The 4,832-nt window shown below is 66.2% G+C and carries 3 protein-coding genes and 2 pseudogenes; 1 reads left to right on the top strand and 4 read right to left on the bottom strand.

The window, feature by feature from the left end:
* The 3 genes and pseudogenes from AC07DW_RS33390 to AC07DW_RS33380 form a co-directional block, all read right to left on the bottom strand.
* The coding region (locus AC07DW_RS33390) for a hypothetical protein (protein WP_478861373.1) at positions 1 to 1,613 on the bottom strand (1,613 nt) is incomplete at its 3' end.
* Positions 1,614 to 1,882: 269 nt separating this feature from the next.
* Positions 1,883 to 2,018 (bottom strand): annotated as a pseudogene (locus tag AC07DW_RS33385) (transposase); the annotation flags it as partial.
* A gap of 107 nt (positions 2,019 to 2,125) precedes the next feature.
* A pseudogene (locus AC07DW_RS33380) lies at positions 2,126 to 2,441 on the bottom strand (transposase); the annotation flags it as partial.
* A 210-nt stretch (positions 2,442 to 2,651) separates the two neighbouring features.
* Here AC07DW_RS33380 and AC07DW_RS33375 point away from each other — a divergent pair.
* Positions 2,652 to 3,233, top strand: coding sequence for a hypothetical protein (locus AC07DW_RS33375; RefSeq protein ID WP_478861372.1), 582 nt, complete (start codon positions 2,652 to 2,654; stop codon positions 3,231 to 3,233).
* Positions 3,234 to 3,332: 99 nt separating this feature from the next.
* Here the strand turns inward: AC07DW_RS33375 and ltrA are convergent, their stop codons facing one another.
* Positions 3,333 to 4,535, bottom strand: a complete 1,203-nt coding sequence (gene ltrA / locus AC07DW_RS33370) for a group II intron reverse transcriptase/maturase (RefSeq protein ID WP_478861371.1) — start codon at positions 4,533 to 4,535, stop codon at positions 3,333 to 3,335.
* Positions 4,536 to 4,832 lie beyond the last annotated feature (297 nt).

The following is a 4,832-nucleotide window of genomic DNA, read 5'->3' as shown; positions in this document are numbered from 1 at the left end:
TCATCACCCTCCGGGCGCGCGCCCTCGGCCCAGGTGAGAGTCTTCGACGCCAGTTCACCGTGCTCATCAGTCTCAAAGCTCGTGACCGTGCGGGCTTTGGGTGTCTCCCCCGGCTTGTTCGCCACCGCTTCGGTGGTGGCCGCAACATGCTTGCCATCGGGGGTGAGCGTGTTCCGCGTTTCGGCGACGGTGCCGTCCGTGCCGGTGGTCACCGATTTCACCGCCTGCCCGAAGGGCCCGTACCCGGTGCGGGTCACCGCCCCGGTCACATCCCGCCGCTCCACCTGCCGGCCATGATCATCAAACACGGCCGTCTCGGCCGTGGTGCGCTGCCTGCCGCCCGGGCCCAGGTGCGTGACCCGTGCCTCGGCCGGTTTGGCGTAGTTCGCCGGCAAAGCCACCGGGGACGGCGGCATCTCGTCCTTCTCCCCCGCATAGTCCAGGCTCTGCCTCTGCAGGCTTATCCGCTTGTCCCCGGCAACCAGGAACGTCTCCCGCTCCTGAAGCAAATGCAGCTTGTTGTAGGTGGAACGCACCACCGACACCCCGTCCGACAGCTCCGTGGCATACCGGTAGCCCTGGGCGGCGGCATCCGCCGCGTCGAACAGGCCGAACGTGGTGTGCTGGTAGGTGGGGAAACCGGTGTGGCTGTGCAGCTGGCCGTCCACCGGAACCAGCGAGAAACTCTTCGGGGCGACAATGTCCTTCCCGCCCCGGTCGGTCACCCGCACGGTTCTGACCACGCTCATCCCCGCCGCGGTCTGGTAGTCGACCGCGGTCCGGGCCCCGGCGGGGGTGACGATCTCACTCAGCAGCGGCTTGTTCCCGGTCTCGCTGCTGGCGCGGTAGGCGAGGGTGGTGACCTGGCCGGCCGGGTCGGTCACCTGCACCAGACGGCCGCCTTCGATCTTCAGCTGCATCTTCGGCACCCGCCCGTCAGAGCGGGCCGGTGAAGTCACCGTCAAACCGGTCGCCGACGGCGTCAGGGTGGCTTTCTGGCCGTAGGTGTCCACCACCTGCACCAGCCGGTGCCCCGACCCCCACACCCACTCCACCCGGTTACCCCACCGGTCCTTCCGTGCCAGCAGATCCCCCTCACCCGAGAAGAAATCCACCCGCCCGTCCTCATACGACAGCATGAACGCATAAGCCCGGGCCGCAACCCCGTCCCGGGCCGCCACAGTGCCGTCCCTGCGCTCGAACTTCAGGTCTTTCAGCGGGTAGCGCTTCAGGCCGGTCACGGAGGCCTCGTCGGCTTCGAACATGCCCCCGGAGGCGGGGAAGACCCGCACCCCGCCCTCAGTGTCCACAAACGACACCCCCAGCGTCATCCCCGCACCCAGGCCGTGCCGGTCCACCCCCGCCGCCGCCAGCTGCTGGTCATACGACAAGGCCACCGAGGCGTCCAGGCCCGCACGCCCCCCGAGCGTGACCAGCGGCAGACTCATCCGCCACAGACCCGTCCGCTCATCCACCATCCCCGCAGCAGCATCACCCACCGGCACCGAGCCCGACACCCCAGCCGGCACCCCACCACCCGGCGTATCGGCAGCCACCGCCGACACCACCGGAGCCGCCGCCACCCCCATCACCACCGCCGTCACCAAAGCCACACGACGCACACCCCGCCAGCGCACAACACCACCAGCACCCCGCTCCGCGACCGAAGCAGCTTCAACGGGCAGGAAGAGCGACATAAGCAACCTCGGCAAGAGACGGCGGAGCACACAAACGTTCCGATAAGTCAACCCGCCCGCCTACGCGCGAGCAGTCCACCAAACAGCTCCCGACAAGGCCACATATCTCCCCGCCCACATGGGGAGGTTAAGGAGGGACTGGAAGAAAAACACCCCTGACAAGTTTTTCCGTAGTCGTTGATCATCTTCTCCCACAGGAGCTGCCGGAGTCGGCCGCCCAGCTGGGCGAACACACCCTGGTCCGCCCATTTCGCGAAGCACCCGCAGACCGTGTTCCAGGGCGGGAAGGCTGTGCGGGAGGCAGCGCCACTGAAGCCCGGAGACCTTTCTTGGCTGGGTGAAAAAGAAGTATCAGAGGAAGCAGGAACCGGCGCCGGGTACGGAGCGGGTCTGTCCAGTAAACGGTGTAACCGGGTTGGTTGGTGTGGTCAGATTCGGTTGTTGGTGAGGCGGCCGTCGAAGGCCTGGAGGGCTCGCTTCCAGCGGGTAGCCGAGCGTTTGCGTCCGCTGCCGGTCGGGTCGAGGGACGCGAGGTAGACGCACTTCAGAGCCGCGTTCTCGGAGGGGAAAGTGACCTCGGGCCCGGACCGCCCGGCGGATCCTCGCGTGCACCGACTCGATCGCGTTCGTGGTGCAGACGATCCGGCGGATCTCGGCGTCGAACTGCAGGAACGGGACGAACCCGGCCCACGCGTTTTCCCACAACCGCACGATCGCCGGATACTTGCCGCCCCATTCCTCGCAGAACTCCAGGAACCGGATGGTCGCGGCATAGCGGGCGCCAACCGGTCTCAGCGCCGCAGTCAGACCGGGTGCAGGCTCAGCCTGAAGTTCCCCGTGATCTTGAACGCTCGCGGCGATCCATCCGGCTTGCCCACCCCCGGCCTAATCCACCACCCATTTGTATAACTGCGTGTATCGTCGCGATGAATTTTTTCAATGAACGGAGAAGATGTGAAGAGGTCCCTGCGCCCCGCAACGGCAGCGGCCGCGGTGCTGCTCACAGCCAGTACTGCAGTCGCGCCCGCCCACGCCGACGATATCGATCCGGGCAATGACATCACCATCATCAACGCCGTGGCCGAGGACGACAACCACATTGTGGGTGACGACCAGCACCTCAGCGGCAGCGGGCACATCACCGGCAGCGAGCAGATCACCCGGTTGTCAGCAACTGACGAAGGCGCTAGCACCACTACGACCGTCTCGCTCAGAAACCAGTCCGACAGCCCAATCCGCCGTTCCTTCTACAGCAAACGGGAAATCAGCACCCCGGCTGTCACCGTGGATCCGGGAGGGCTTACCTCTTTCACCGCCTTGCCGGGAGCGGCGCCCTTCGCCGTTTACACCATTACCACAACCCAAGATCAGCTCCTCATCGATCTCCCTGAGACTGGGCCGCTGGGTGGAAGTGACGTGACCACATGTTCGATCTTGGGTCAGATCAACACGAACAATCCACCGTCAGGTAGATATCGGTGTTCGGTAACGGATGGAAGCACCCATACCCCAGTGGTGACTCTGAGAAATACTTAGTAGGGTCGGGGACTGGCGCGGTGGGTTCCGCTCCGTTTCCAGCCCCCGCCGCTTCAAACCGTGCATGCGGTTCTCCCGCACACGGCTTTCCGACATCGTTCACCGACTGGCATGCGCCGTCGCCCTGTGCACGTTTCCGGTGAGGCGGTAGACCCCGAGCCGGGAGATCCATCCGTAGGTGAATCGGGTGGTCCAGTTCCGGCCTCGGAGTCTGCGTTTCCGGCTGGCGAAGATGGCCAGCCGTTCGTGGACGCAGCCGTCGACCGCGTTGAATCTCCGCCCGGAGTTCCCGTTGCGGAAGTACGCTGCCCAGCCCCGCAGTACGGGGTTGAGGTCAGCGACCACGGCTGACACCGGCCGTTCGGTCTTCGAGCGGGCGGTAGCCGCGCGGACCTTGTCCCGCAGCACCCGCATCGCTCTGACCGAGGGCCAGCGTTGCAGGTAGAACCTGCCTCGCCATTTCCACGATTCCACTTTCCGGTGGTGGAAGCCGAGGAAATCGAAGCCCTGCCTACCTCGGGTGAGGCAGGTGATGCCGGACTTCTCGGGGTGCAGTCGCATCCCGAGTCGTTCCAGCACTTTCGCCGCCGACTGCTGAGCCTGCCCGGCCCGTTGTCTGGTCGGCGACAGGACCACGAAGCCGTCGCAGTACCTCACCAGCACCCCCAGTCGGCGGCCCTCGTCCTGCCACGCCTCGTCGAGGACGTGCAGGGCGATGTTGGCCAGCAGCGGGGAGATCGGTGAGCCCTGCGGGGTTCCAGCCCCGGTCGGGGAGGTCACCCCGTCCTCCAGGACTCCCATCCGCAGCCAGGTCCGGATCAGTTTCAGCATCGGCCGGTCCACGACATGCCGGGCCACCTGGGCCATGAGCGCGTCGTGGTTGACCGTTCCGAAGCAGTCCCGGATATCGGCCCCGAAGACCCATTCCCGCCGTTGGTTCGCCGCGACGCGCACGGCTTCGCACGCGTCGATCGCGGACCGCTTGGGCCGGAATCCGTAGCTCGCCTCGGTAAACTGGGCCTCGAAGACCGGTTCCAGGACCTGTTTCGCGGCCGTCATCACCACCCGGTCCGCCACGGTGGGAACCGACAGCGGCCGGAACTCCCCCGGCCGCCCCGGTCTGGGAATCTGGACCCGCCGCAGCACCGACGGACGATACGTATACGTCCGCAACTGCTCGGCCAGATCCTGGAGGAATGCGTCCACCCCCGAGGCCGCCACCGCGTCGACGGTCACACCGTCGGCGCCGGGGGCACCTCGGTTCGCGCACACACCGGCCCACGCCCGCCGAAGAACGTCCATGCGGTGGACATGGCTATACAGGGCATGAAACCGGCGTTCGGGTTCTTGCTTGGCACAGCGGTACAGCGTCCGCTGCAAGGCTCGGACCTTGTCCAAAGGACGGCCACCCGGTCTTGCGGCGCCTCCTCCCGGCGGATGGAACTAGTCTAGCTAGTACTGCAATCGCACTTGTTTGTGGTTGAGTTGGTGTATGGCTGAGCTTGGGGTGGGGCTGGTTGAGGAGTGGGACGGGGTGCTGGCGGGGTTGCATGCCCGGTTCGCGTCGCGTTTCGCCAGGTCGGAGCCGCGGGGGCGGGC

Source organism: Streptomyces sp. NPDC045701 (assembly GCF_056432045.1).
Note: the sequence above shows the minus strand (reverse complement) of the source record. Positions and strands in the feature narration are given on the sequence as shown.